The sequence below is a fragment of the Hydrogenophaga sp. SL48 genome (genome assembly GCF_021729865.1).
Taxonomy (GTDB): Bacteria; Pseudomonadota; Gammaproteobacteria; order Burkholderiales; family Burkholderiaceae_C; genus Hydrogenophaga.
On the sequence record NZ_CP063400.1, the window covers coordinates 4563670 to 4589123 of the forward strand.

A 25454-nucleotide genomic window follows, 5' to 3' on the forward strand; every position below is an offset into this window, starting at 1 on the left:
TTCAGGAGTATCTCGATGGCCACTTCATCGCTCCCCATGCCCGGCAAACGCTTCGTGATCGGCGTGCCGTATGTCTGGCTGTTTGTCTTTTTCCTGCTGCCCTTCCTGATCCTGCTGTACATCAGCTTCGTGGACCAGGGCGAGAGCATCAACCCGTTCAAGCCGATCTGGGACCCGGTGACGGGCATCCTGAGCCTGAAGTACGAGAACTACTGGACCATCTTCCGCGACGCGGAAGGCGGCGAGCTGTTCAAGACCATCTACATCGAGGCCTACCTGCGCTCGATCTGGTACGCGCTGTGCACCGCCGTCCTGTGCCTGCTGATCGGTTATCCGTTCGCCTACTTCATCGCGCGCTCGGCGCCGAGCGTGAGGCCCGCGCTGCTGATGATGGTGATGCTGCCGTTCTGGACCTCGTTCCTGCTGCGCGTTTATGCGTGGAAGGGCATCCTGGCCGACCAGGGCGTGATCAACCAGCTGCTGATGATGGTCGGGATCATCGACGAGCCGATCCAGATGCTCTACACCAACGTGTCCATGCTGGTGGGCATGACCTACGTGTACCTGCCCTTCATGATCCTGCCGCTCTACGCCAACCTGGTGAAGATGGACTTCCGCCTGCTCGAAGCCGCCTACGACCTGGGCACCTCGCCCTTCAAGGCCTTCTGGCTCGTCACCGTGCCGCTGTCCAAGGCCGGCATCGTCGCCGGTTTCATGCTGGTCTTCATCCCCGCCGTGGGCGAGTTCGTGATCCCCTCGCTGCTCGGTGGGCCGGAAAACATCATGATCGGCCGCGTGGTCTGGGACGAGATGTTCACCAGCAACAACTGGCCACGTGCGTCGGCGCTGGCGGTGGTGATGATCCTGCTGATCATCGTGCCATTGGCCATCTACTACCACTTCACCGCCGAAGAAAAGTGACCCCCCGCGCCGCTTCGCGTCACCCCCCCAGGGGGCGATGCGAGTGGCCCGGCTAAGCCGGTTCCACCGCATCCCCGGTGAGCTTCCCTTCGTTGAACGTCAGTTTTGCTCAGGAATCATTGCAATGAAACAGCTCCTCGAAAAACACTTCGGCAAGTTCTGGTTGGCGGCGGTGTACCTGTTCCTCTACGTGCCGCTGTTCTTCATGATCGTGTTCAGCTTCAACAGCACACGGCAGGACGCCAATTTCACCGGCTTTTCGCTGCGCTGGTACGAGGCGCTGACCCGGGACACCAAGATCGTCGAGGGCTTCTGGCTGTCGATCAAGGTGGCGGCGGTCACCGGTGTGCTGTCGGCCGTGCTCGGCACCTTCGCCGCCTTCGTGCTGGTGCGCTACCGCCGCTTTCTCGGCCGCACCGTGTTCTCCGGCATGGTGAACGCGCCGCTGGTGATGCCCGAGGTGGTGATCGGCCTGTCGCTGCTGCTGCTGATGGTGGGCGCGCAGAACGCTTTCGGCTGGCCCGAGCGCGGCATGCTGACCATCATCTTCGGCCACACCCTGCTGGGCATGGCCTACGGCATGGTGGTGATCCAGAGCCGGCTGATGGAGATGAACCGCAGCATCGAAGAGGCCGCGATGGACCTGGGCGCTCGGCCGTTCCAGGTGTTCTTCCTCATCACGCTGCCCAACATCTTCCAGGGCATCCTGGCCGCGTTCCTGCTGTCGTTCACGCTGAGTTTCGACGACGTGGTGATTTCCGAATTCCTCTCGGGTCCGGGCGTCTCCACGCTGCCGCAGGTGATCTTCGGTTACGCGCGCCGCGGCATCAACCCCACCATCTACGCCGCGGCCACGCTGCTGATCACCACCGTGACCATCGTGATCGTGGGCTACAGCGTGTGGGTGGCGCGCCAGACCCGCAAGCGCGAGCGCGAGATCGCGGCGGCCACGCGGGCCGAGACCAAGGCCCTGGCCGCGACCTGATCGAGGGCGCCGGCCATCAGGCGCGGGCTTCCACCCGGGCCAGCAGCGCCTTGAGCTTGGTGATCCGCGTGGGGGCGAGGTGCTGACTGGCCCAGGCCACCCGCCCTTGCAGCCGCGCCTGTTTTGAAGCGTCCACCGGGCCCGACCGTGCGGCCTGGTGCAGCTCGGCGCGCAGGCGGTCGTAGTCTTCGCGCGGCAGATTGGCGTGTTGATTGACCACCAGCCCGGTGATGCGCTGTTGCTGGTGGGCGCGCATCTGGCGCTGTTTGCCCGGGTGCAGCACGAACCCTTCATCGGCGGCGATGGCCTTCACCCAGGCCTGCAGGGACCGAAACTGCTGTTGCAGTGACACCGGGCCGGAGAACACCAGGTCGTCGGCGTAGCGGGAGTAGCGCGCCCCGAAACGATGGGCCAGACCGTCGAGCCGCAGGTCCAGGCCGAAGGCGCACAGGTTGGCCAGCGAGGGGGAGGTGGGCGCGCCTTGCGGCAGGTGGGGCCGGGCCAGGCGCTTGGCCGCCAGAAAGTGAAGGCCGCCGTCTTCTCGCAGGCGCTCCCGCACGGCCGCGGGGGTGCGCGTGGTGCACAGCCGGGTCAGCAGGTCCGCCGTGGGCTCGGGATAGCCCAGGCTTCGCCAGAGGGCCCTGATGCGCGCGGCACCGATGCTGGGGAAGAAGTCGCGCAGGTCAAACGCGATCACACAGGGCTGACCCGCGTGGACCGCCGCGTGGCTGTGCACGTCGCGTCCGCGCACAAAACCATGCGCGGCTTCGTGGCAGGGCAGCTGCGTCAGGCAGGTGTCGAGCAGGCGGCGCTGGGCCTGTTTGAGTTCAGGCTTGGGCGCTTCGAGCAGCCGCAGGCCGCCGCTGCGCTTGGGCAGCAGGGCGTGGCGGTAGTGCGACGCCACACGCTGGTGGGGCCGTTCGCTGGACTCGCGCCAGTGCAGCGAGGGGTGCGTCAGCCACGCCAGCCGCTCGGGCGTGAGGCTCAGCCCGTCCGCCCAGTCGCTGGCGCTGGGCCAGTCAGGGCGGTCGATGGCGGGCAGGCCCCAGACCGGGGGCACCGTGCGCGCCGGGCGCAGCAGCCACCGGCGGACACGCCATGCACTGAGCGGGAGCTTGTCCTCGTCCGGGTTGACGGCGGGGGTGTCGTCGCCTTCAGCGTCGTCATCGTCGTGGAAGAGGGCGCCCCAATCGGGCAGGTCGAGCAGCGCCTGCGCGAGCGTGTCCAGGGTGTCGATGGCGCCGTGCCGCTGCCAGCGGGTGGCGATGGACTGGGTCAGCCGCCGCAACCACGAAGGCGCTGCGCCTTCGCAACCCAGGCAGGCGCTGGCCCGGCCCAACAAGGCGGACGCGGTGAGCCCACCAGGCCGCTCGTGGTCGGCGAGCAGCGCATGGGCCAGACCGATGGCCAGGCCATGGCGGTGGGATGTGGTCATGGGCGACAGGCGAAGGAAAAGGTGGCCCCGGTGTTCCAACCAGCCGGTCCGGTGCGATCTGTCCTGCGCCAGCGGCGCAGCGCGGATCGCGCGTCGTGTGTCCAGGGAATCGTGTGTCGCCGTGGGGATGCCCCACAGCCCGAAAACGTCGAGCGTCTTCGAGGGTTCTTGAAACGCCAGGGCCGCCGGCATTGTGTCAGACGGGGCTGCCTGGCGGGGGTGCTGCGTTAAGCTGCGCGGGCTTCGGCCCTCCCCACACCCCACCGACCATGAACCTCCGCGACGGCCGCCTCTGGCTGGCTGGCCTGTACCTGCTGCATTTCGCGGCCCTGCACCTCGGGTTCCACGCGATCTACCTGGACGCCGACCAGCTGCTGGTGGCCGACCAGTCGAAGTGGATGTCGTTGGGTCACTTCTTCGAGCCGTTCTTTTTTGGCCAGGCCTACCTGCTGCCGTTCGAGGCCTACCTGGCGGTGCCGCTGGTCTGGGCCGGGCTGAGCCCGCTCACCGCGGTGAAGGTGGTGGCCGCGCTGTTCTTCTACCTCCCGTTTGCCTGGACGGCCTGCGCGCACGCGAAGGACCGGCCCTGGGTGTCGGTGGCGGTGACGCTGATGTTCTTCGCGCTGCCGATGGAGTACCTGCTGGCCGCGCCGATGCCGCGTGGCTTCATCGTCGCGTGCGCGCTGGCCTGGCTGGGTTTGCGGGCCTTGCTGCTGGACCGTGACCCAGCGTGGGCGCCGGTGCTGGCCTGGGGCGCGCTGGTCGGGTTCTGTCTGGGCTCGTACACCAGCGTGGCCTTGATGCTCCCGGCGCTGGTGCTGATCGAAGACCGGCGGCGCCTGCTGCAGGCCGGCCTGGGCATCGCCCTGGGCTACGCGCTGTTCAAGGGCGTGGCGCTGTTCTACGCGTTCAACCCGGAGCATGTGGTGCACCGCTTCCCCGCGCTGCGCTTCACCCGGGGCCACCTCGGTGCCCACCTGGTACACCCGACCATCGCCCCGGCTTTTGCCTGGCTGGTGGGGCTGGGCGCGGCGGCCTGTGCGGCGGTGATGGCCCTGTACAGGCCAGACGAAGCACAACGGCGGGCGTGGGTTTTACGGCTCGCGCTGCTGGCCGTGGGGCTGGCCGGCGTGATCGGCCTGATGCTGTCCACCAACAAGATCGCCGACTTCAACGCCGGCACGCCGTTCTACTCGGTGTACCGCCTGATGCTGCCCTTGCCTTACCTGGCGCTGCTGGTGATGTCGGCGGCGGCGCTGCGCTCGCCATCCGTCGTTCGGCCGCCCGCGCTCGCCACCACAGTGACGCTGGGCGTGCTGTTCATCGGGTTGCTGGGTTGGCAGGCGGTGGGGGTCCAGCGCGACCGCGAGGCGCTGGTGCAGCTGACGTCCACCGTGCCCCCTTTGCCCTACGACCGGCTGGAGCGCCAATGCGCCCGGCTGGCCGAGGCGCTGCGGGTGTCGGGGCAGCCGCACTACACGCTGCGGGGTCGTAACGACGCGCTCGCCTACGGCTGCAGCGCGCAGTTCGGCCTGCCGGTGGTGCAGACGACGTTCGAGCGGCGGACCTGGCTCCAGGAGCACCTGGAGCGGGCGGCTCAGCCCTGAGGGACGGCCTGCGCGCCCGGCCTGAGCCGAGGCCAATGGCACGATGCTGCGAGCGCAAAGTGGTCATGTTCTTGTCGTGTATTCGGGCGTAGCATGGTGCCACTTTTCCCTGCGTGAGCCCCGCCCATGACCGACACCTCCAGCACCCTGACCTTCGACGGCCGCGCCGTCATCAACGGCGAACGCGTGGCCTCGCGCGACGGCCAGACCTTTGACTGCATCTCGCCGGTGGACGGCCGTGTGCTCACGCAGGTGGCGCGCGGTGGTCAGGCCGACATCGACGCCGCCGTGGCCGCTGGGCGCGCCGCGTTTGAAGACCGGCGCTGGAGCGGCATGGCGCCCGCGCAGCGCAAGCGCGTGATGATCAAGTTCGCCGACCAGCTGCTGGCGCATGCTGACGAGCTGGCGCTGACCGAGACCCTGGACATGGGCAAGCCGGTGAAATACGCGCGGGCCGTGGACGTGAACAGCGCGGCCAACTGCATCCGCTGGTACGGCGAGGCGGTGGACAAGGTGTACGACGAGATCGCGCCCACGCCGAGCAATTCGCTGGCGCTGATCACGCGCGAGCCGGTGGGCGTGGTGGGCATCATCGTGCCCTGGAACTACCCCATGATCATGGCGGCCTGGAAGATCGCGCCGGCCCTGGCCGCGGGCAACTCGGTGGTCTTGAAGCCGTCGGAGAAAAGCCCGCTCACCGCGCTGCGCCTCGCCGAGCTGGCGCTGGCCGCGGGCATCCCGCCCGGGGTCTTCAACGTGGTGCCGGGCTTCGGCACCGAAGCCGGCTCGCCGCTGGCGCTGCACATGGACGTGGACTGCATCGCCTTCACCGGCAGCACGCGCGTGGGCAAACAGATCCACGTGATGGCCGGGCAGAGCAACCTGAAACGCGCCTGGACCGAGCTGGGTGGCAAGTCGCCCAACATCGTGTTCGCCGATTGCCCGGACCTGGACCGCGCGGTGGAGGCAGCCGTGGGCAGCATCTTCTTCAACCAGGGCGAGAGCTGCAACGCGCCTTCGCGCCTGTTTGTGGAGGCCTCGGTCAAGGACGCGTTCCTGGAGAAGGCGCTGAAGCTGGTGCCGAATTTCCAGCCGGGCAACCCGCTGGACAAGGGCACGGTGATGGGCGCCATCGTCGACCAGGTGCAGCTCGACAACGTGATGCGCTACATCGGCCTGGGCCAGAGCGAGGGGGCGCAGCTGATCGCGGGTGGCGCGCTGGCGTCGCCGGTGGCGGGCGGTTGTTATGTGCAGCCCACCATCTTCGACGGCGTGACGCCGCAGATGACGATCGCGCGCGAAGAGATCTTCGGCCCGGTGCTCGCGGTGCAGAGCTTCACCGACGCGGCCGACGTGGTGAAACAGGCGAACAACAGCGTCTACGGCCTGCAGGCGGGCGTGTGGACGCGCGACATCAACAAGGCACACGGCGTGGCGCGCGCGCTGCGCGCGGGCACGGTGCACGTGAACCAGTACGACGAAGACGACATCACCGTGCCGTTTGGTGGTTTCAAGCAGAGCGGCGTGGGGCGCGACAAGTCGCTGCACGCGTTTGACAAGTACACCGAGACGAAGACAACGTGGATAAGGATTGATAGTCCTGTGTAACTCCCCCCTGCGCCGCTGACGCGGCTTCCCCCCTCTCTGGCGCGGCTCCGCCGCTTGGAGGGGGGACGGCACTGGCGGCCCGGCAAAGCCGGTTCCGCGGTGCCCCTGGTTCAGACACTTCGCGCCGACTGGGTGCTTTCTCTGGAGACTTTGATGAACGCCATGAACGACTTCAAGACCGCCCACACCAACGCCGCCTGGCACCAGCGCCGGCTCGACGCCACGCCGCGCGGCGTGGGTGTGATGGGCGACTTCTTCATCGACCGCGCGAAGAACGCCGAGTTCTGGGACATCGAGGGGCGCCGCTTCATCGACTTCGCGGGTGGCATCGCGGTGCTCAACACCGGCCACGTGCATCCCAAGGTGCAGGCCGCGATCGCGGCACAGCTGCAGCGCTTCACGCACAGCTGCTACCAGGTGGTGCCGTATGCCGAATACGTGGCGCTGGCCGAGCGCATCAACGCCATCGTGCCGATCGAGGGCAAGGTCAAGACCGCGTTCTTTTCCACCGGCGCCGAGGCCATCGAGAACGCGGTGAAGATCGCGCGCTCGTCCACCGGGCGCAGCGGCGTGATCGCCTTTGGCGGCGCCTTCCATGGCCGCAGCATGTTTTCGGTCGCACTCACCGGCAAGGTCCAGCCCTACAAGGCGGGCTTCGGCCCGTTCCCGCCCGAGATCTACCACGTGCCCTTCCCCTGCCACTGCAGCTCGCTGGCCGACACGCAGAAGGCGATGGAGCAGGTGTTCAAGTGCGACATCGAGCCCAGCCGCGTGGCGGCCATCGTGTTCGAGCCGGTGCAGGGCGAGGGCGGCTTCAATCCGATCCAGCCCGCGGCCGTGAAGTGGCTGCGCGAGCTGTGCGACCAGCACGGCATCTTGCTGATCGCCGACGAGGTGCAGACCGGCTTCGCGCGCACCGGCAAGATGTTCGCGATGGAGCACTACGGCGTGTCGCCCGACCTGATGACCATGGCGAAAAGCATGGCCGGCGGCACCACGCTGTCGGCCGTGAGCGGCAAGGCCGCGATCATGGACGGCCCGGCCCCCGGTGGTCTGGGTGGCACCTACGCGGGCAACCCGCTGGCGATTGCCGCGTCGCACGCGGTGCTGGACGTGATGGCCGAGGAGAAGCTGCCCGAGCGCGCGCAGCTGCTGGGCGAGCGGCTGGTGGCGCACCTGCACCAGGCGAAAGCGAGTTACGCGCGCATCGGCGACGTGCGCGGGCTGGGTGCCATGGTGGCCTGCGAGTTCATCGATCCCGCGACCGGCGCGCCCGACGCCGACACCACGAAGAAGGTGCAGGCCGCCGCCCTGAAGCGCGGTCTGCTGCTGCTGACCTGCGGCGTGTACGGCAACGTGATCCGCTACCTGTTCCCGCTGACCATTGAAGACGACGTGTTTGCCGAAGGGCTCGCGATGCTGGACGAAGCCATGGCCGAAACGCTGGCCTGACCCCGCTCATTCACCCGCCGGGCTTGCCCGGCTTTTTTGTGTCTGGAATCCCATGGGTCAGCCCAGCCTCGATCAACGCATCAACAGCCTGCGCGCGCAGGGCATCCACTCCATCCTCACCACCTTCACCGACCTGCACGGCGTGCCGAAGGGCAAGCTGGTGCCGCTCGAAGCGCTGCCCGACGCGGTGGCCACCGGCGCCGGGTTTGCCGGCCCCAGCATCTGGGGCACGGGCCTGCCGCGCATGGGGGCGCGTGGCGAGTATTACGGGCGCGTGGTGCCCGAGAGCCTGCGGCCATTGCCCTTCATGCCCGGTGTGGCGCACGCCGTGTGCGACGGCTTCGCGGGCGGTGAGCCGCTGGACACCTGCTCGCGGCAATTGCTGAAGCACCAGTTGAATCGACTGCGCGAACGCGGCTGGGCCTTTCACGTCGGCATCGAGCCCGAGTTCTTCCTGCTGAAGCGGGATGCGCTGGGCCGCTGGGGCGTGGCCGACGGTGAAGACCAGCTGCACAAACCGTCCTACGACCTGAAGGCGATCCACCGCAACTTCGGTTTCCTCGACGACATGCGCCGCCACCTCACGGCGCTGGGGTTCGAGCTGCAGCAGATGGACCACGAAGACGCCATCGGCCAGTACGAGATCAACTACCGGCACGACGAGGCCCTGGCCGCGGCCGACCGTTACCAGCTCTTCAAGCTCACCGCGCACGCGGTGGCGCAGCAGCACGGTGCCACCTTCAGCTGCATGCCCAAGCCGCTGGCGGGCGCGCCGGGCAGCGGCCTGCATTTCCACATCAGCCTCACGGACGCGCAGGGCAGGGCGGTGATGGCCGACCCGGCCGGTGCGCTGGGCCTGAGCACGGCCGGCCACCAGTTTGCCGCCGGCCTGATCCACCACGCCGACGCGCTGGCCGCGCTTTGCGCGCCCACGGTCAACAGCTACAAGCGCCTGGCCAGCAGCGCCAGCGCCTCGGGCACGACTTGGTCGCCGGTGTGGAAGACGGTGGGCGACAACAACCGCACCTGCCTCGTGCGCACGGTGGCCGGGCGCATCGAGTGGCGCCTGCCCGACCCGTCGTGCAACGTGTACGCCGCGCTCGCGGCCACGCTGGCCGCCGGGCTGGACGGCATCGACCGCGAACTGCCCCCGCCCGACGCCTGCGACGAAGACCTCTACCAGCGCCAGGCCAGCGGCCAGCCCATGCCGCCGCGCCTGCCGCGCGACCTGTTTGAGGCCCTGGCGGCGCTGCGCGGCGACGCGATCCTGTGCGACGACATCGGCGCGGCGTTCTGCGAACAATTCTTCGCGCTCAAGCAGGCCGAGTGGGATGCGTATGCGCAGCAGGTCAGCGGGTGGGAGCTGGAGCGGTACGCCGACGGGTTCTGATCAGGTCTTGTAGCCCGGGTCCAGCCGCTCCACCTTGCGCAGCAGCGCGGGCCAGGCGAGCATCGCGCCCTGGCCCGCGGTGGCGATCTTCATGACCTCGCTCATGCCGGCGAGGATGCGCGGGTCCACCTGCGTGAGCTCACCGCCACCGGCCAGCGCGTCGATCTGGATGCGGCAGGTGTTCTCGAAGGTGTACATCGAGAGGAAGGCGTCGGGGATGCTGGTGCCCACGGTGAGCAGGCCGTGGTTGCGCAGCACCAGGAAGTTGGCCGAGCCCAGATCGGCCTGCAGGCGTGGCTTCTCGTCGGGCCGGAAGGCCACGCCTTCGTAGCCGTGGTACGCCAGCGAGGCCAGCACGAAGCTGCTCTGCTGGCTGATGGGCAGGATGCCGGCCTTTTGCGCGCTCACGGCCACGCCGGCGCGCGTGTGGGTGTGCAGCACGCACTGGGCCTCGGGCCGCGCCTCGTGCACCGCGCTGTGGATGACGAAGCCGGCGGGGTTCACCGGGAACGGCGAGTCGATCAGCTTGTTGCAGGCCATGTCCACCTTGACCAGGCTGCTGGCCGTGATCTCGTCGAACATCAGGCCGTAGGGGTTGATCAGGAACTGGTGTTCACCGCCGGTGACGCTGTCGGGCAGCTTGGCGCTGATGTGCGTGAAGACCAGATCGCTCCAGCCATAGGCCGCCACCAGCCGGTAGCAGGCCGCCAGGTCGCAGCGCAATTGCCATTCTTCGGCGCTGACGGTGTCTTTGAGGGAAGGGATGTGCATGGAGGTCTCCTGGGTCATCGTTTGAATTTGCCATCACCATCCACGATGGTGATCTCGGCCCAGGAGCTACCGTGGAAGCGGTCCGGGCCGAAGTTCAGCACGTTGCCACCGAGGGACCAGTTGCGGATGCCCTGGATGCCTTTGATGATGGACTCGGGGGTGACGGTGCCGCCCGCGCGCTGCAGGGCTTCGATGAGGAAGCGCGCGCCCAGGTAACCGCCGTACATGCTGTAGCTGACCGTCAGCTTCGCGGCACTGGCCAGCTGATGGAACTCACGCGCCATCGGATCGACCTGGCGCCAGGGGTAGGGCACGATCTGCGTCATGGCCAGTCCGCGCGCGTCCGCGCCCAGCGCGGTCACGGCGCTCGCCGCGACGGACAGGGTGTAGACCGGCACATTGAGCTGGGCCTTGGCGGCTTTGACGAAGGCGGCCACCGACGGTCCGACGGCCACGAGGTACACCGCCTTGGGCTGGGCGGCGGCGAGGTCGGCGACCGCGGCGCTGGCGTTGCTGCCGTCCACCGCCAACGGCGCGATCCGGGTCACCGTCAGGCCCAGCGCCTTCGCCGTGGCCTCGATCACCGGCTGCATCGACTGGCCGAAGGGGTTGTCCTGCAGCGCGACGCCGATCTCGGTGAGCCGAATCGTGGCGAGGGTGCGCAGCGCGTGTTCGACCTCGTCCTTGAACGAGGCCTGAGAGGTGAAGAAGCTGGGGTGGGGCTTCAGGCGCAGCACGTGGGCGCCGGTCCAGGCCCCGACCAGCGGCATGCGCTTTTCCGCGAGGTAGGGCAGCAGGGCGCCGACGCCGGCGGTGCTGCCCAGGCCCGTGAGCGCGACGATGCGGTCTTTGTCCACCAGTTCGTGCACGTTCCGGACCGTTCGCTCCGTGTCGTAGGCGTCGTCGCGGACCAGCAGCCTGATCGGGCGCCCGCCGATGCCGCCCTTCTGGTTGATGGCGTCGATCGCCAGCTGCTGGCCGGCCAGCGGTCCCTGGAAGGCCCCGGCCACCGGACCGCTCAGGGGCACGCTCTGTCCGATGAGGATGGCCTTGTCCTGCGCGCGGGCGGTGCGGCCCAGCGACGCGAGCGCCAGCGCGCCGGAGGCCGCCAGCAGGTGGCGCCGCGGCATCACGGCCAGGCGGGTGTGGGTCGAGGTGTCGGCGTCCATGCGTGTCTCCAGCGCCACGTCGGGGGTGCGCGGCTGTGCGACATGGTCGCGCCGACACGGCAGGTGGGCTGTCGCAGGTCGGACAAGTGGAGATTCAGAAGGGGGACATGCGACCTCTCAGGCGCGGGTGCCTGACCCCAGATCACGGCGGAACCGGCGCTGCCGGGCCGCTCGTGATGCCCCCTCGGGGGTGACGCCGCAGGCGGCGCGGGGGGGTTACTTCTTCATGCTGCAGGTGTTGAAGCCCAGCATCGCGTAGGGCGGGCACCAGCCCATCAGGCCGGTGAGCAGCGGCACCACGCCGATGTAGCCCCAGAGGCCGATGTTGCCGGTGGCGGCGGCGGCGATGAGGGCCAGGCCGACGACGATGCGCAGGGTGCGGTCGATGCCGCCGACGTTTTTGGTCATGTGAATGCTCCTGTGGGAAAAGGGTCTGGGGTCACCGCCTGGCGCTGGGCCAAGCGATGGGCACAGGGGCATTGCACCGTTTTGCGCGGCGCCGGTCTGTGACCGGGGTCACAGAGGGATTCGGGCCGGGGAGGCCGGCTGGCCGGCGGCCAGGGAGCGCAGACCGGCGCTGTCGCGGATGGTGATGCTCTCGCGCGACAGCTCGACCAGACCGTCGCGTTCGAAGCGGTGCAGCAGCCGGGTGACGATCTCGCGCACCGTGCCCAGCTCGTCGGCCAGGGCCTGGTGGGTGGTCCTGAGCTGCTGGCCGTGGCCGAGCAGGGCGTTGGCCAGGCGGCTGTCGAGCTTCTGGAAGGCGATGGCCTCGATCAGGCCGGTGAGGTCGGCCATGCGGGCGGCGAACAGGCCGAGCACGTAGCGGCGGAAGGCCTCGTCGCCCAGGGCGGTCTGGAAGTCGGGGGGCGACATCAGGCAGAGCGTGGTGTCGCAGGTGGTCACGCCGTGCGCGGTGAGCGGCTGGTCGGCAAACAGGCCGGCAGAAGACACCAGGCACATTTCGCCCGGGGTCACGCGGTAGAGCTCCAGCTCGCGGCCGTTGGCGGCGCTGCGCGAGACGCGCACCTCACCGGCGAGCACCAGCGGGAAGCCCTGGCAGGGGTCGTTTTCTCGAAACAGCCGGGTGCCCGCCGGCACGGTCATGGGCATGAGCCGGGCCCGCAGCGGGGCCAGCGCGCCCAATGCCGGGTACAGCGACAGCAGGTCGGACGGGTCGGTGGCGGGCATCGGCGCATTGTAGGAGGAGACCCGGCGATGGGGTGGGAGATCCGAACGGCAAGCCAAAGTTCGTTCGAAATATTTGAATGAAGGCTTCAAGGCATTTCACCCTTGGCACGCGAGGGGCTCCCTACACTGCCGCCATGCCTTCAATTGCCGTCACCCGTTACCACCCGCTGGCCCGCGCGCTGCACTGGCTGTTGGCCCTGGCCCTGGTGGGCAACTTTGCCCTGGGCCTGTACATGGCCGACCTGCCCTTTTCGCCTGAGCGCCTGCAGTACTACAGCTGGCACAAGTGGGCCGGTGTGTTGGTGCTCGCTTTCTCGGCAGCCCGTCTGCTCACTCGCCTGATGGCGCCGCCGCCCGCTTTGCCCAAGGCCATCGAGTCGGCGATGCCGGCCTGGCAACGCATGGCCCACCACGCCACCCACCACGGCCTGTACCTGCTGTTTTTCGCGGTGCCGCTGCTGGGCTGGGCCTACAGCTCGGCCGCGGGCTTCCCCATCGTGCTGTTCCGCCTGTGGCAGCTGCCCGACTTCGTGCCGGTGAGCGAGGCGCTGTCTGATGTGCTGAAAGAGCTGCACGAGCTCTCGGCCTTCGCCATGGCCGCCCTGGTGCTGCTGCACATCGGCGGCGCGCTCAAACACCACTTCATCGACCGCGACGGTCTGCTCCAGCGCATCGGCTTTGGTCGCGGCTGATCCTTGTTTTTCAGGAATCTTTGTACATGAACACCCGTTGGATGCCTTTGGCGCTGGTCGCCGTTAGCTTGTTCCCCTTCGCCGCCCAGGCCCAGCAGGCGCTGATCCCTGCCCAGAGCGAGGTGACCTTCACCAGCCGCCAGATGGGCGTGCCCGTGGACGGCAAGTTCAAGACCTTCAGCGCCCAGGTGGCGTTCGACCCGGCCAAACTGGCGACCAGCAAGATCGCCTTCACGGTGGACACCGGCAGCGCCGACATCAGCCGCGAGGCCAACGCCGAGCTGCCCAAGGCGACCTGGTTCAACGTGGCGGCTTTCCCCAAGGCGACGTTCGCCTCCAGCAGCATCAAGAAGCTGGATGCCACCAAGTACGAGGTCGCCGGCAAGCTGGCGATCAAGGGCGTGAGCAGCGACGTGGTCGTGCCGGTGACGCTGGCGCAGAACGGCGCCACCACGGTCGCCTCTGGCGCGTTCCCGATCAAGCGCCTGACCTTCCGCATCGGCGAGAAGGAATGGGCCGACACCTCGATGGTCGCCGACGAGGTGCAGGTTAAGTTCAAGATCGCCCTCACGGGGGTACCCAAGCTCTGATCCGTTTCTGTTTTCCGTTTCCCCAACCCTTTTGACTGGATTCATCCCATGCGCATTTCCCTGACCCTGCTGGCCGCGGCCGCCGTTCTGTCCACCGCTGGCATCGCCCAGGCCGCCGACTACGCGATCGACCCGACGCACACCTTCGCGACCTTCGAGATCGGCCACATGGGCGCGACCACGAACCGCGCCCGCTTCGATAAGAAGGACGGCAAGATCAGCTTCGACAAGGCCGCCAAGACCGGCAAGGTCGACATCAGCTTCGAGACCGCTTCGGTGAACTCCGGCACCGCCATGTTCGACAAGCACCTGCAGAGCGCCGAGATCCTGGACGCCGCCAAGTACCCCAAGGCCCAGTTCGTCTCCAGCAAGTTCGTCTTCACCGGCGACAAGGTCAGCGCGGTCGAAGGCAACCTGACGCTGCTGGGCAAGACCCAGCCCGTGACCCTGAAGGCCAACCAGTTCAACTGCTACGAGAGCCCCATGCTCAAGCGCGAAGTCTGTGGCGGCGACTTTGAAACCACCATCGATCGCACCGCCTTCGGCGTGAACTACGGCATCGACTGGGGTTTCCCGAAGAACGTGCGCCTGGTGCTGCAGGTCGAAGCCGTAAAGCAGTAAGACCCCCCTGCGCCGCTTCGCGGCTTCCCCCCTGGGAGGGGGGACCACGCCCTGTGGCCCGGCGGAGCCGGTTCCACGGCGTGTGCTGGGTGGGGCACTCGCCTCCGGTGAGGCTTGTTTCGCAGTGCTGTTTGTTCAAGGCCCGCTCGTGCGGGCCTTTGTCATGGGCGGGTGGCTTGCTCCAGGCGCTCCAGGAAATGCAGCGCGTGTTCGCGGGTGTCGCCGCACATCTCCCGGCTGGGCGGCAGTGATCCGCACACCTTCGGCCGCTCGGGCCGGCCGAACAGGCGGCAGCGCAGGGCCTCGTCCAGGTGCGGGCAGGGAACCCCTGCCGGTTTGCCGCCCGGAAGGCCCGGCATCGGGCTGCTGATGGACGGCGCGATGCAGCAGGCGGCGCAGCCGGGTCGGCAGGCGAGGGTGGGTGCGGAAGTTGCTGGCATGGCACCCGATTGTCATGGGTTCACCGCGGGTCGGGCGCTACACTCGGCCGCCGGCTTGAGATTCGGGTGGGCCTGCCGATGACCCTCTGTACCCGCTCGATGCCCCGGCCCACCCCGTGAAGATCCCCACCCCAGAACTGCTGATTGCGCAACTGACCCGTTGGCGCATCTGGATGTACGCCGCGCTCGCCTTGCTGCTGGGCGCCCTGCTGGTGCAGGCGGCGCACAAGGTGATGGTGGAGCTGAGCTACGGCGCCATCGTCGAGGCGGTGCGCGGCACGCCGCCGGCCACCCTGCTGCTGTCGGTGCTGGCCACGGCGCTGAGCTTTCTGGCGCTGACCTTTTACGACCGCTCCGCCCTGCGGTACGCGGGCGCCCGGCTGCCCTACCGGGTGGTCGCCGAAACCTCTTTCATCGCCTATGCGCTGTCCAACACCATGGGGCTGGGCGTGCTCACGGGCGGTGCGGTGCGCATGCGCCTGTATGGCGCGGCGGGGCTGGAGGCGGGGCTGATCACCCGCGCCATCGCGTTCAACGCCATCGGTTTCACCATCGGCATCGTGGTGGTGGGGGCGGCCTCGCTGGTGTGGGGCGCCGGTGCGGTGGCGGCCATGGTGGGGCTGTCGGCCGGGCTGCTGAAGGCCCTGGGTGTGGCGGTGCTGGTCGCCGCTGCGGTTTTTGTGGGCATGTGCCGTGGCGGGGGTGACGACCTGCGCCTGGCGGGCTGGTCGCTGCGCCTGCCCAGTGCGTCCATCGCCGCCCAGCAGCTGCTGATCTCGGCCGTGGACGTGGTGGCGGCGGCGGCGGCGCTGTGGTTCCTGCTGCCCGAGGGGGCGATCGGCTTCCCGGCCTTCGTGGGTTTCTATTCGCTGGCCATCGCCCTGGGCGTGATCAGCCACGTGCCGGGAGGCCTGGGGGTGTTCGAGTCGGTGATGCTGCTGGCCCTGGGCCAGCAGGTGCCGCCCCACCAGCTGGTGAGCGCGCTGGTGCTGTACCGCGCGGTGTACCACCTGCTGCCGTTGGTGCTGGCGCTGGGCTTGCTGGTGCTGTCCGAGCTGCAGCGCGGTGCCGCCACGCCGGTGGTGCGGGCGGCGGCGAGTTTGTCGCCGCTGCTGCTCTCGGCGTTCACCTTTGTGGTCGGCGTGATGCTCCTGGTGTCGGGCGTGACGCCGGCCAATGAAGACGCGACCGCGTTGCTCGCGCAGCTCATGCCGCTGCCCATCGTCGAAGCGGCCCACTTTCTGGGCAGCATCATCGGGCTGGCGCTGCTGTTCGTGGCCCGGGGCATGTTCCTGCGGCTCGACGCGTCGTGGTGGGTGGGCCTGATCCTCGCGCTGGTGAGCCTGGTGCTTTGCCTGCCCAAGGGCATCGCGGTGTCCGAGGCGGTGCTGCTCAGCGTGCTGACGGCGAGCCTGGCGCTGTCGCGCCGGCAGTTCAACCGCAAGGCGGCGCTGTTTTCGCAGGCCTTCACGGGCGGCTGGCTGGCCGCGGTGGCGGTGGTGGTGGCGGCCACCGGTGCCCTGCTGTTCTTTGTCTACCGCGACGTCGCCTACGTGAACCAGGTCTGGTGGCAGTTCGCGTTCGACGGCCACGCGCCGCGCTCGCTGCGGGCCATGGTGGCGGTGGCGCTGATGGCGTTTTTCGTGGCTCTGGTCCAGCTGCTGCGCCGGCCCCATCCGGCGCTCATCAAACCCAGCGCCGGTGCACTGGACCAGGCCGCGCGCATCGTGCGCGCGCAGGGGTCGGCGGGCGCGGGGCTGGTGATGATGGGCGACAAGAGCCTGATGGTCTCCGAGTCGCAGCGGGCATTTGTCATGTTCGGCCGGCGTGGCCGCTCCTGGGTAGCGCTGTACGATCCGGTGGGGCCCGCGAGCGAGTGGCCCGAGCTGGTGTGGCGCTTCGTCGAGCAGGCCCGCGAGTCCGGCGGGCGGGCGGCGTTTTACCAGGTGCGCCCCGAGGCGCTGCCGGTCTACCTGGACGCCGGTCTGCGCGTCTACAAGCTGGGCGAGTGCGCCCTGGTGGACCTGCCCGGCTTCAGCCTGCAGGGCAAGCCCCGCGCCAACCTGCGCCACGGCGTGGCGCGTGCGCAGCGCGAAGGCCTGTGTTTCGAGGTGCTGGCGCCCGGCGCGGTGGCGCCGGTGTTCGACGAGTTGCAGGCGATTTCGGACGCCTGGCTGAACGACCACAACACGGCCGAAAAGGCCTTTTCGCTCGGCGCGTTCCAGCGCGACTATGTGCTGGGCCAGCCGGTCGCGCTGGTGCGTCAGGCGGGGCGGGCGGTGGCGTTTGCCACCCTGATGTGCACCGACCAGAAGATCGAAGCCAGCGTGGACCTGATGCGCCAGCTGCCCGATGCGCCGCGCAGTTCGATGGATTTCCTGTTTGCCCAGGTGATCCTGCACTTCCAGGCCCAGGGCTTCCAGCGCTTCAACCTCGGCATGGTGCCGCTGTCGGGCATGGCCCAGCACCCGCTGGCGCCCCACTGGCAGCGCCTGGCGCGCCTGCTCTTCAACCACGGCGAAAACTTCTACAACTTCCAGGGCCTGCGCGCCTTCAAGGCGAAGTTCGATCCGGTCTGGGAGCCGCGTTACCTTACCGCGCCGGGCGGGCTGGCGCCCTTCATCATCCTCACCGACATCGCCGCCCTGATCGCCGGTGGCTTCCGACGGGTCATGTCCAAATGAACACCTTTGCCACCGCCTTGCTGGCGTTTTGTTGTGCACTGAGCGCGCCGGGTCTGGCCCAGGCGCAGGAAAAAATCTCGCACGGCCGCTTCAAGGACGTGCAGCTCTACCGCCCCAAGGGCGAGGTGAAGTCGTTCGCCATCCTGCTCTCCGGCGAAGCGGGCTGGACGCCCGCCATGACCGCGATGACCAAGCCGCTGGTGGAGCAGGGCGCGGTCGTGGCGGGTGTGAACACGCCGCAGCTGCTGGCGCTGCTGGAGAAAGACGGCGGCGACTGCGCGCTGCCCGACGGCGATTTCGAGAACCTCTCACACTTCCTGCAGGGCTACGCGCAGCTGCGGGCCTACTACCCGCCGCTGCTGGTGGGGCAGGGCTCGGGCGCCAGCCTGGCCTACGCCTTGAACGCCCAGGCGCCCGAAGGCACTTTCGGCGGCGTCCTGTCGGCGGGCTTCTGCCCCGAGCTGGTGTTTGCCAAGCCCTTGTGCAAGGGCGATGGGGTTCATTTCAGGCAGAGTAGCGACAAGCGTGCGCTCACTCTGCTGCCTGCTGGCAAGCTGCGGGCGCCGTGGATCGCCCTGCACGGCAGTGACGACAAGGTGTGCGAGGCCAGGGCCGCCCAGGCCTTCGTGGCCCAGGTGCCCGGGGCCGAGCTCGTGCCGCTGCCGGGGGCCATCGAACACGGTGTGCTGTCCGGCAAGGGTGCGCTGCCGGCTTACCAGGCCGCCTACCGCCAGCTCGCGGCGGGGGTGGTGGTCAAGCCGCAGGGCGCTGGCAGCGACATCGCCGATCTGCCGCTGGTGGAGGTGCCGTCCAGCGTGCCGTCCGACGTGTTTGCGGTGCTGGTGTCGGGGGACGGCGGCTGGGCCGGCCTGGACAAGAAGGTGGCCGCTGTCATGGCCGCGCGCGGCGTGCCGGTGGTCGGGCTGGACTCGCTGCGCTATTTCTGGAAGCTGCGCACGCCTCAGGGGCTGGCCACCGACATGGACCGCCTGTTGCGCCATTACGCCGGGCAGTGGAAGAAGAGCCGGGTGGTGCTGGTCGGCTACTCCCAGGGGGCCGACGTGCTGCCGTTCGCGCTGAACCGGCTGTCCAGCGCCTCCCGAAGCCTGGTGGTGCACACGGTGCTGATCGGGCCGGGCGAGAAGGCCTCGTTCGAGTTCAAGCTGTCCAACTGGGTGGTGCGCAACCACCTGGGCACGCGGCTCAAGCCCGAGCTGGCCAGCCTGTCGGCCGCCACCACCACCTGCCTCTACGGCAGCGACGACCGCGACACCATCTGCCCCACGACCCCGACCGAACTCGTGACCCCGGTGCAGCTCAAGGGCGACCACCACTTCGGCGGCAACTACGAGCTGCTGGCCGAGCAAATATTGCAACAAGCCAAGGTGCCTTAGACCGGCCCCCCCGCCGCGCTGCGCGCGACCCCCCGAGGGGGCGGCACTGGCCGTCCGGCGAAGCCGGCCCGGCGGTGCCCTGGGGCGGGTCACCTCATGCGGCGCGTTTCGCGCTCCGGCAAGGTGAGCAGCCGGGGGCCGGCACTTTGACATGCCGTGCGTTCCGTTGCGCTGCGCCGTGTCAGCCGTTCAAGCGCTGTGCGGCGTTGAGGACCTGATCCACCACGCCCTGCACGCTGCTGCGGGCGGACTCGGCGACCAGCTGACCCTCGCTATCAAACGCGTCCCCGGCCTTGGACAGGGCGAACTGTTTCGGCGCCACCCAGCATTGCAGGTTCATCAGCAGCGGTGCGAGGTGGCTCAGACTGCGCAGGCCCCCGAGCGCGCCGGGCGACGCCGAGAGCAGGCCCACGACCTTGCCCGCGAAGGGCTTGGTGCCGCTCGACCAGTTCGGGTCGCCCTTGATGGGGCTGGACACCCAGTCGATGGTGTTTTTCAACAGCGCGGTGTAGCTGCCGTTGTACTCGGGCGAGACCACCAGCCACGCCGGGTGGGCGAAGAAGATTTCCTTGAGCCTGACGACGTCGCGCGGCGTGCCTTGGGCTTCGAGGTCGGCGTTGTACATCGGCACGTCGAAGTCGGCCAGCTCGATGTGCGTGACCTGCGCGCCGGCCGCGCCGGCCAGGGCGGCGGCCTGGGTGGCCAGCTTGCGGTTGAAGGACTGGGCGCGCGTGCTGCCCGCGAAGACGAGGAGGGGGGTGGAGGTGCTCATGCGATCGATTGTGGCAGCGTACCTGCGCAGGATTCCTGCGCCTGCCATGTTGGCCTTTGACGGCGCCGCCCGCTTGGGCTGGACTGTCTATGGGTCAAGCGCTGTGTGACGTTGTGCCGAGGGGCGACGAGCAAGCAGAAGCCGGTTCACCGGCGTGTGGCTTCTTGGGCCGCGTCCAGCGCCAGCAGCAGGCGGGTGCGCTCCTCGCGCGCCACGGTCTGCCAGGGTTGCCCGGTGAGCGCACCTTCGAGCGCCCAGAGCAGGTTGAGGCTGGCGGGCTGACCGGCACGTTTCACTTGCAGGTAGGCGGCCACCGCGCCCAGCCGTTCGAGCGCCGTGCGGTCCGGTATGCCCGCAGCGGCCAGCATGGCCAGCGACTTGGGGCCGAGTCCCGGCAGGGGGTGGCGCAAGGGCATGCTCATCGGCAAAGAAGCGGCAAAGGCGGGTTGATGGGAAAATAGCGGGCTTTCCGCCGGGCCGGGTCTGGTCCGCCGGGGTGTGTTTCACGTGAAACATCGCCGCCTGCATTGTCGGGCACAGACCCCCCGCTTGTGTCCCTGGAGCCGTTTCATGTTGTACCCCCAAGAGTTTGATGTCATCGTCGTCGGTGGTGGCCACGCCGGCACAGAGGCCGCGCTGGCGGCCGCGCGCATGGGCTGCACCACGCTGCTGCTCACGCACAACATCGAAACGCTGGGCCAGATGAGCTGCAACCCCAGCATCGGCGGCATCGGCAAGGGCCACCTGGTGAAAGAGGTGGACGCGCTGGGCGGGGCGATGGCGCTGGCCACGGACGAGGGCGGCATCCAGTTCCGAATCCTCAACAGCAGCAAAGGCCCTGCGGTGCGCGCGACCCGCGCCCAGGCCGACCGCATTCTGTACAAGGCCGCCATCCGCCGCATGCTGGAGAACCAGCCGAACCTGTGGCTGTTCCAGCAGGCGGTGGACGACCTGATGGTGGAGGGCGACCGGGTGGTGGGCGCCGTCACGCAGGTGGGCATCAAATTCCGCAGCCGCACAGTGGTGCTGACCGCGGGCACTTTTCTGGATGGCAAGATCCACGTCGGCCTGAACAACTATGCCGCTGGCCGCGCGGGCGATCCACCGGCCGTGTCGCTCTCGGCCAGGCTCAAGGAGTTGAAACTGCCGCAGGCGCGCCTGAAAACCGGCACGCCGCCGCGCCTGGACGGCCGCAGCATCGACTATTCGAAGTGCACCGAACAGCCCGGCGACGGCGTGCCCGGCGGCATGAACCCCGACCAGCCGGTGCCGGTGTTCAGCTTCATGGGGCAATCGGTGCCGCACCCGAAACAGGTGCCGTGCTGGATCACCCACACCAACCTGCGCACGCACGAGATCATCCGCTCCGGCTTCGACCGCAGCCCCATGTTCACCGGCAAGATCGAGGGCGTGGGTCCGCGCTACTGCCCGAGCGTGGAAGACAAGATCAACCGCTTCGCCGACAAGGACAGCCACCAGATCTTCCTGGAGCCCGAGGGCCTGACGACGCACGAGGTCTACCCCAACGGCATCAGCACCAGCCTGCCGTTCGACATTCAGTACGCGCTGGTGCGCAGCATGCCGGGGCTGGAAAACGCCCACATCCTGCGCCCGGGCTACGCCATCGAATACGACTACTTCGACCCGCGCTCGCTCAAGAACAGCTTCGAGACGAAACAGATCCAGGGCCTGTTCTTCGCCGGTCAGATCAACGGCACCACGGGCTACGAAGAAGCTGCCGCCCAGGGCCTGTTCGCCGGGCTCAACGCCGCGCTGCAGGTGAAAGGCGAGGCGCCTTGGCTGCCGCGCCGCGACGAGGCTTACCTGGGTGTGCTGGTGGACGACCTGGTGACTCAGGGCGTGACCGAGCCCTACCGCATGTTCACCAGCCGGGCCGAGTTCCGTCTGCAGCTGCGCGAAGACAACGCCGACATGCGCTTGACCGAAGTCGGTCGTCAGCTGGGCCTGGTGGACGACGCGCGTTGGAACGCCTTCAGCCGCAAACGCGACGCCGTGGCGCGGGAAACCGAACGCCTCAAGTCCACCTGGGTGAACCCGCGCAACCTGCCGGCGGCCGAGAGCGAGCGGGTGCTGGGCAAGACCATCGAACACGAACACAACCTGTTCGACCTGCTGCGCCGCCCGGGCGTGGGTTACGCCGACCTGCTGGGCATGGACGGGGGCAAGTACCACCCGGTGGCTCGGCCGGACGATGAAGACGCCCGTCCGGTGGTTTCACGTGAAACACTGGGCGAGCTGCACGACCCGGTGGTGGAACAGGTGGAGATCGCGGCCAAGTACTCGGGCTACATCGACCGCCAGAAGGACGAGGTGGAGCGCGCCTCGCACCACGAGCACCTGAAGCTGCCGGCCGAGCTGGACTACGCGCAGGTCACGGCCCTGTCGTTCGAGGCGCGGCAGAAGCTGGCGAAACACCGGCCGGAGACCCTGGGTCAGGCCGCACGCATCTCGGGCATCACCCCGGCCAGCATTTCGCTGTTGATGATTCACCTGAAAAAAGGTGGCTTCAAGGGGTTCGCGCGTTTGACGGAAGAGCAGGGCGCATGAGTTCATCGGCTTTGAAGCCGGCCCTGGAGGCTGGGCTGAATCAACTCGGCTTGGCCTTGTCGGCCGCACAGATCGACCAGTTGCTGGCCTACCAGGACCTGATCGCCAAGTGGAACAAGGTCTACAACCTGACCGCAGTGCGCGACCCGCAGGAAATGCTCACCCACCATCTGCTGGACAGCCTCGCCGCCATCCCGCCGCTGCTGCGCCAGACCGGCGGGCAGTCCGTGAAGTTGCTGGATGTCGGTTCGGGCGGCGGGCTGCCGGGTGTGGTGATCGCCATCACCTGCCCGCAGATTCAGGTGCATTGTGTGGACACGGTGCTCAAGAAGGCCACCTTCATCCAGCAGGTGGCGGCATCGCTCAAGCTGCCGAACCTGCGCGGCATCCATGCGCGGGTGGAATCCTTGAAAGCAGAAGAGGGCGGTGGTTACGACGTGGTCTGCTCCCGCGCGTTCGCCTCGCTGGTGGACTTCACCACCTGGTCGCGTCCGGCGCTGAAACCCGGGGCGGTGTGGATGGCGATGAAAGGCAAACACCCTGCGGATGAGCTGGCCGCCTTGCCCTCTGAGGTGTCGGTGTTTCACGTGGAACAGTTGGTGGTTCCGGGGTTGGATGCTGAGCGGTGCATCGTGTGGCTTCGGCCTGCTTCGTTGGCTTGAGTTCTGTTTCTCGCTGAGACCTCGCGCCAGGCCGATGGCGACATGCGCGTTCTCCGGCCCAGGTATTCGAATCTCCCCCTGTGCCGCTTGCGGCCCGGCAAAGCCGGTTCCGCGGCATGTCTTGCTGAGCGCGCCGCCGCACATCGCAACCGCCCTGTGAGCAGCGCCCGGGTGTTGTTCTGAAAGAAAGCCATTGCGCCACTGGAGGGGGCTGTGGCGTGTGGAGGGGCGGCGGGACGATTCGCGGTTGCCACAGAGTGGGCGTCCCAGGGCGGTGTTGACGCACGGGCAGATGCGCCCAGCCCCATTCGCCTGCGAGCGAGACCAGAGCCCAGCCACGCGACGCAGCCCCCTCGTAAGCAACATCTCAGAGCACGCAGAAGCACAAACCCCAGAAAGCCAAGCAGAAGAAAACAGCGCTCACGTAAACTCCCCGTTCCACCCGAGAGAGAAAGCCCACCATGTTCGGCATCGCTGACTACGGCGCGTTCGTCGCCGCCATCATCCTGTTCCTCGCCATTCCCGGCCCGGGCAACCTGGCGCTCATCACCTCCACCGGCAAAGGCGGCATCAAAGGGGGGCTCGCGGCCACCCTGGGCCTGATCGCTGGCGACCAGGTGCTCATGTGGGCCGCCGTGGCCGGTGTGGCCGCGCTGCTGACCGCCTACCCGGCCGCCTTCAACGCCGTGCAATGGCTCGGCGCCGCGTACCTCGCCTGGATCGGTTTCAAGATGCTCACCGCCAAGCCCGGCGACGCGCCCATCCTCAACATCCAGCCCCGCCAGTACTTCAGGCAGGCCTTTGTCATCACCCTGCTCAACCCCAAGGCCATCGTCTTCTACATGGCCTTCTTCCCGCTGTTCGTGGACCCGGCCAAGCACCAGGGCCTGGTCACCTTCGGCGCCATGGCCATCACCATCGCGGTGCTGACCCTGGCCTACTGCGTCACCGTCATCCTGCTGACCCACTTTCTGGCCGAGCGCATGCGCGCCAACCCGAAGATCGGGCACACGCTGGAAAAGCTCGCTGGTGTCTTCCTCATCGGCTTCGGCATCAAGCTGGCCATCTCCAAATGACATCCGCAGCCCAGCGCGCTCTGGCTTCCAGGCCCAGCAGGCTGCTCGGCCTGTGCGGCAGCCTTCGCCGGCAGTCCCGAAGCCGCGCCCTGCTGGACGCCACCGGGCTGTTGGCACCTTGTTCGGCGGTGCCAGACCCGGTGGTTTTCAGGACCTTTGACCAGCTCGGGCAACTGCCCTTGTTCAACCCCGACGAAATGGCCTTGCCGACGGCCCATGTGCTGGCGCTGTGGGCGGCTGTTGACGACGCCGACGCCCTGGTCATTGCCAGCCCCGAATACGCGCACGGTGTCACCGGAACCCTCAAGAACGCCTTGGACTGGCTCGTGGGATACCCGCCGTTTGCCGACAAGCCCGTCGCGGTCTTCAACCCCTCGCACCGGGCGGACCACGCCGATCTGTCTCTGAAAGAAACCCTGCGCACCATGGCCGCCGACCTGATTCCCGGCGCCTGCCTGCGCATTCCTGTCACCGCCTGCGACCTGAGCGCGCCACAGCTGGCGTCCAGCTCGCCCTATCGCGAGCTGATCACGGAGGCGCTGCAGGCGGTGGGGCGGCATCTTCGGGAGCGATCCGGTTCACCGGGACTCCAGAATCGGGCGACCGAACAAGGCAAACACTTCGACGCGAAAGAGACGGCGTGATGGCAAAGATATTCTGTGTGGCCAATCAGAAGGGCGGCGTCGGCAAGACCACCACCACCGTCAACCTCGCCGCCGGTCTGGCCAAGGTCGGGCAGCGCGTGCTGATGGTCGACCTCGACCCGCAGGGCAACGCGACCATGGGCTCGGGCGTGGACAAACGCAGCATGGCGCTCTCGGTCTACGACGTGTTGCTGGAGTCGGCCACGGTCGCCGAAGCCGCCATCCTGTCCGAAAGATGCGGTTACAGCGTGCTCGGCGCCAACCGCGAACTGGCCGGTGCCGAGGTCGAGCTGGTCGAGCTGGAGCGACGCGACAAGCGCCTCAAGACCGCGCTCGCTGCCGTTGATGCCGACTATGACTTCGTGCTGATCGATTGCCCGCCGAGCTTGAGCATGCTCACCCTCAACGGCCTGTGCGCGGCCCACGGCGTGATCGTGCCCATGCAGTGCGAGTACTTCGCGCTCGAAGGCCTGACCGACCTGGTGAACACCATCAAGCAGGTGCACGCCAACCTCAACCCCGACCTGCAGATCATCGGCCTGCTGCGCGTCATGTTCGACCCGCGCATCACCCTGCAGCAGCAGGTCAGCGACCAGCTCAAGGCCCACTTCGGCGACAAGGTGTTCGACAGCGTGATCCCGCGCAACGTGCGCCTGGCCGAAGCGCCGAGCTACGGCCTGCCCGGCGTGGTGTTTGATCCGTCGGCGCGCGGCAGCCAGGCCTTCGTGGCCTTTGCCACCGAGATGGTGGCTCGCATCAACCAGATGTGAGCGCCGGCTTTC

Annotated in this window: 24 protein-coding genes; 16 read left to right on the forward strand and 8 right to left on the reverse strand. The window is 68.0% G+C overall.

The window, feature by feature from the left end:
• The first annotated feature begins 15 nt into the window (after window positions 1-15).
• Window positions 16-921, forward strand: coding sequence for an ABC transporter permease (locus IM738_RS21580; protein ID WP_236963081.1), 906 nt, complete (start codon window positions 16-18; stop codon window positions 919-921).
• Window positions 922-1045: 124 nt separating this feature from the next.
• Window positions 1046-1906, forward strand: coding sequence for an ABC transporter permease (locus tag IM738_RS21585; protein ID WP_236963082.1), 861 nt, complete (start codon window positions 1046-1048; stop codon window positions 1904-1906).
• Window positions 1907-1922: 16 nt separating this feature from the next.
• Here IM738_RS21585 and IM738_RS21590 read toward each other — a convergent pair whose 3' ends face one another.
• Entirely contained in the window at window positions 1923-3341 is a 1419-nt protein-coding gene (locus IM738_RS21590; protein WP_236963083.1) for a reverse transcriptase family protein, read from the reverse strand.
• A 269-nt stretch (window positions 3342-3610) separates the two neighbouring features.
• Between IM738_RS21590 and IM738_RS21595 the strand changes: the two genes are divergently transcribed.
• The 4 genes from IM738_RS21595 to IM738_RS21610 all read left to right on the forward strand — a co-directional run bounded on the left by IM738_RS21595 (window position 3611) and on the right by IM738_RS21610 (window position 9398).
• Complete coding sequence (locus IM738_RS21595) at window positions 3611-4948, forward strand: hypothetical protein (RefSeq protein WP_236963084.1); 1338 nt, start codon at window positions 3611-3613, stop codon at window positions 4946-4948.
• 126 nt (window positions 4949-5074) lie between these two features.
• Window positions 5075-6556: an aldehyde dehydrogenase gene (locus tag IM738_RS21600; RefSeq protein ID WP_236963085.1), complete on the forward strand. Its 1482-nt coding sequence runs from the start codon at window positions 5075-5077 to the stop codon at window positions 6554-6556.
• 153 nt (window positions 6557-6709) lie between these two features.
• Window positions 6710-8008, forward strand: coding sequence for a 4-aminobutyrate--2-oxoglutarate transaminase (gene gabT / locus IM738_RS21605; protein ID WP_236963086.1), 1299 nt, complete (start codon window positions 6710-6712; stop codon window positions 8006-8008).
• Between the two features lie 52 nt (window positions 8009-8060).
• Complete coding sequence (locus IM738_RS21610; RefSeq protein ID WP_236963087.1) at window positions 8061-9398, forward strand: glutamine synthetase family protein; 1338 nt, start codon at window positions 8061-8063, stop codon at window positions 9396-9398.
• Here IM738_RS21610 and IM738_RS21615 read toward each other — a convergent pair whose 3' ends face one another.
• From IM738_RS21615 to IM738_RS21630, 4 genes are all read right to left on the reverse strand, one after another.
• Entirely contained in the window at window positions 9399-10169 is a 771-nt protein-coding gene (locus IM738_RS21615) for a class II aldolase/adducin family protein (protein WP_236963088.1), read from the reverse strand.
• A gap of 14 nt (window positions 10170-10183) precedes the next feature.
• Window positions 10184-11338 (reverse strand): ABC transporter substrate-binding protein, encoded by a 1155-nt coding sequence (locus tag IM738_RS21620; protein ID WP_236963089.1) that lies wholly within the window; start codon window positions 11336-11338, stop codon window positions 10184-10186.
• A 216-nt stretch (window positions 11339-11554) separates the two neighbouring features.
• The gene (locus IM738_RS21625) at window positions 11555-11746 is read right to left on the reverse strand and encodes a YgaP family membrane protein (RefSeq protein WP_236963090.1); all 192 of its coding nucleotides are present in this window, start codon (window positions 11744-11746) and stop codon (window positions 11555-11557) included.
• 108 nt (window positions 11747-11854) lie between these two features.
• Entirely contained in the window at window positions 11855-12529 is a 675-nt protein-coding gene (locus tag IM738_RS21630) for a Crp/Fnr family transcriptional regulator (RefSeq protein ID WP_236963091.1), read from the reverse strand.
• A 134-nt stretch (window positions 12530-12663) separates the two neighbouring features.
• Here IM738_RS21630 and IM738_RS21635 point away from each other — a divergent pair, with 134 nt between their 5' ends.
• From IM738_RS21635 to IM738_RS21645, 3 genes are read left to right on the forward strand one after another with little or no spacing between them, the layout of a single operon-like run.
• Complete coding sequence (locus IM738_RS21635) at window positions 12664-13221, forward strand: cytochrome b (RefSeq protein ID WP_236963092.1); 558 nt, start codon at window positions 12664-12666, stop codon at window positions 13219-13221.
• A 26-nt stretch (window positions 13222-13247) separates the two neighbouring features.
• Window positions 13248-13811, forward strand: coding sequence for a YceI family protein (locus IM738_RS21640; RefSeq protein ID WP_236963093.1), 564 nt, complete (start codon window positions 13248-13250; stop codon window positions 13809-13811).
• A 48-nt stretch (window positions 13812-13859) separates the two neighbouring features.
• Complete coding sequence (locus tag IM738_RS21645; protein ID WP_236963094.1) at window positions 13860-14432, forward strand: YceI family protein; 573 nt, start codon at window positions 13860-13862, stop codon at window positions 14430-14432.
• Window positions 14433-14593: 161 nt separating this feature from the next.
• Here IM738_RS21645 and IM738_RS21650 read toward each other — a convergent pair whose 3' ends face one another.
• Window positions 14594-14872, reverse strand: coding sequence for a YkgJ family cysteine cluster protein (locus IM738_RS21650; protein WP_236963095.1), 279 nt, complete (start codon window positions 14870-14872; stop codon window positions 14594-14596).
• A 116-nt stretch (window positions 14873-14988) separates the two neighbouring features.
• Here IM738_RS21650 and mprF point away from each other — a divergent pair, with 116 nt between their 5' ends.
• Entirely contained in the window at window positions 14989-17556 is a 2568-nt protein-coding gene (gene mprF, locus IM738_RS21655; protein ID WP_236963096.1) for a bifunctional lysylphosphatidylglycerol flippase/synthetase MprF, read from the forward strand.
• Window positions 17553-18950, forward strand: a complete 1398-nt coding sequence (locus IM738_RS21660) for an AcvB/VirJ family lysyl-phosphatidylglycerol hydrolase (RefSeq protein WP_236963097.1) — start codon at window positions 17553-17555, stop codon at window positions 18948-18950. Before mprF ends, IM738_RS21660 begins: the two co-directional genes overlap by 4 nt.
• Before the next feature lie 181 nt (window positions 18951-19131).
• Here IM738_RS21660 and IM738_RS21665 read toward each other — a convergent pair whose 3' ends face one another.
• Both IM738_RS21665 and IM738_RS21670 read right to left on the reverse strand, forming a co-directional pair.
• Entirely contained in the window at window positions 19132-19722 is a 591-nt protein-coding gene (locus IM738_RS21665) for an NADPH-dependent FMN reductase (RefSeq protein WP_236963098.1), read from the reverse strand.
• Window positions 19723-19868: 146 nt separating this feature from the next.
• A complete protein-coding gene (locus IM738_RS21670) occupies window positions 19869-20132 on the reverse strand; it encodes a TfoX/Sxy family protein (protein ID WP_236963099.1) in 264 nt (87 codons plus the stop codon).
• A gap of 160 nt (window positions 20133-20292) precedes the next feature.
• Between IM738_RS21670 and mnmG the strand changes: the two genes are divergently transcribed.
• The 5 genes from mnmG to IM738_RS21695 all read left to right on the forward strand — a co-directional run bounded on the left by mnmG (window position 20293) and on the right by IM738_RS21695 (window position 25442).
• Complete coding sequence (mnmG, locus tag IM738_RS21675) at window positions 20293-22290, forward strand: tRNA uridine-5-carboxymethylaminomethyl(34) synthesis enzyme MnmG (RefSeq protein WP_236963100.1); 1998 nt, start codon at window positions 20293-20295, stop codon at window positions 22288-22290.
• Window positions 22287-22952 (forward strand): 16S rRNA (guanine(527)-N(7))-methyltransferase RsmG, encoded by a 666-nt coding sequence (gene rsmG, locus IM738_RS21680; protein ID WP_236963101.1) that lies wholly within the window; start codon window positions 22287-22289, stop codon window positions 22950-22952. Before mnmG ends, rsmG begins: the two co-directional genes overlap by 4 nt.
• 461 nt (window positions 22953-23413) lie before the next feature.
• The gene (locus IM738_RS21685) at window positions 23414-24028 is read left to right on the forward strand and encodes a LysE family transporter (protein WP_236963102.1); all 615 of its coding nucleotides are present in this window, start codon (window positions 23414-23416) and stop codon (window positions 24026-24028) included.
• Window positions 24025-24672 carry an NADPH-dependent FMN reductase gene (locus tag IM738_RS21690; protein WP_236963103.1) on the forward strand — a complete coding sequence of 216 codons (648 nt, stop codon included), beginning with the start codon at window positions 24025-24027 and terminating at the stop codon, window positions 24670-24672. Before IM738_RS21685 ends, IM738_RS21690 begins: the two co-directional genes overlap by 4 nt.
• Window positions 24672-25442, forward strand: a complete 771-nt coding sequence (locus IM738_RS21695; RefSeq protein WP_236963104.1) for a ParA family protein — start codon at window positions 24672-24674, stop codon at window positions 25440-25442. Before IM738_RS21690 ends, IM738_RS21695 begins: the two co-directional genes overlap by 1 nt.
• Window positions 25443-25454: the final 12 nt, after the last annotated feature.